Origin of the sequence: Noviherbaspirillum malthae, from assembly GCF_015352985.1 — a bacterium.
Classification (GTDB): domain Bacteria; phylum Pseudomonadota; class Gammaproteobacteria; order Burkholderiales; family Burkholderiaceae_D; genus Noviherbaspirillum; species Noviherbaspirillum malthae.
On the sequence record NZ_JACYXF010000200.1, the window covers coordinates 1 to 714 of the forward strand.

The window sequence follows — 714 nt, forward strand, 5'->3', positions numbered from 1 at the left end:
GATAGCAAGGCAGACGACTACGAGCGCAAGATCAGCTTGCTGGCAGCGCAAAGCGAAGCGGCCAAGCGGCTGATGAAGATAGAAGGAATTGGACCGATTACCGCTACTGCCCTGGTGGCCAGCGTGGGAGACGGCAAATTGTTTCGCAACGGACGGGAGTTCGCAGCATGGCTGGGCTTGACGCCTAGGCAGTATTCAAGTGGCGGAAAGAGCCGGCTGGGACGCATCAGCAAACGTGGTGACATTCGATTGCGCACCCTCCTAGTCCAAGGCACTCGCAGTGCGATGCGGTCGATGGCTAAAAAGACCGATGCCAAGAGCCGGTGGCTGGCAGAACTCCAGAGTCGGTCCCATAACAATGTGGCAGCAGTCGCGCTGGCGGCCAGAAATGCAAGAACGGTTTGGGCCATGCTGGCACGCGGAACGGAATACCGAGTGGTCGCTTAACCTACTGAATCTACAATCGAAATCAACTAAGGAGTGTCCCGCCGACGATTGCGAGCAAGACGGATTGATGGAGAATGAGGTCGAACTCACGCAGACAAGAGCCTGTCAACAAACATGGTCGAAACAAGGCCGTAACGGTAATGAGGCAGTCTGCGAGCGAATGACATCAGGGCCGGTGCCGACGGGCGCCACAGTAGGTCGGATAGATAACTGCAGTCGATTCTCACTTCAACATCAAAACGGCAGGTCTTGCAAAACGGAGGGAGT

The 714-nt window shown here is 56.0% G+C and carries 1 protein-coding gene; it reads left to right on the forward strand.

The window, feature by feature from the left end:
* On the forward strand, positions 1-447 hold a 447-nt coding region (locus tag IGW03_RS37760; protein ID WP_194727500.1), incomplete at its 5' end, for an IS110 family RNA-guided transposase.
* Positions 448-714: the final 267 nt, after the last annotated feature.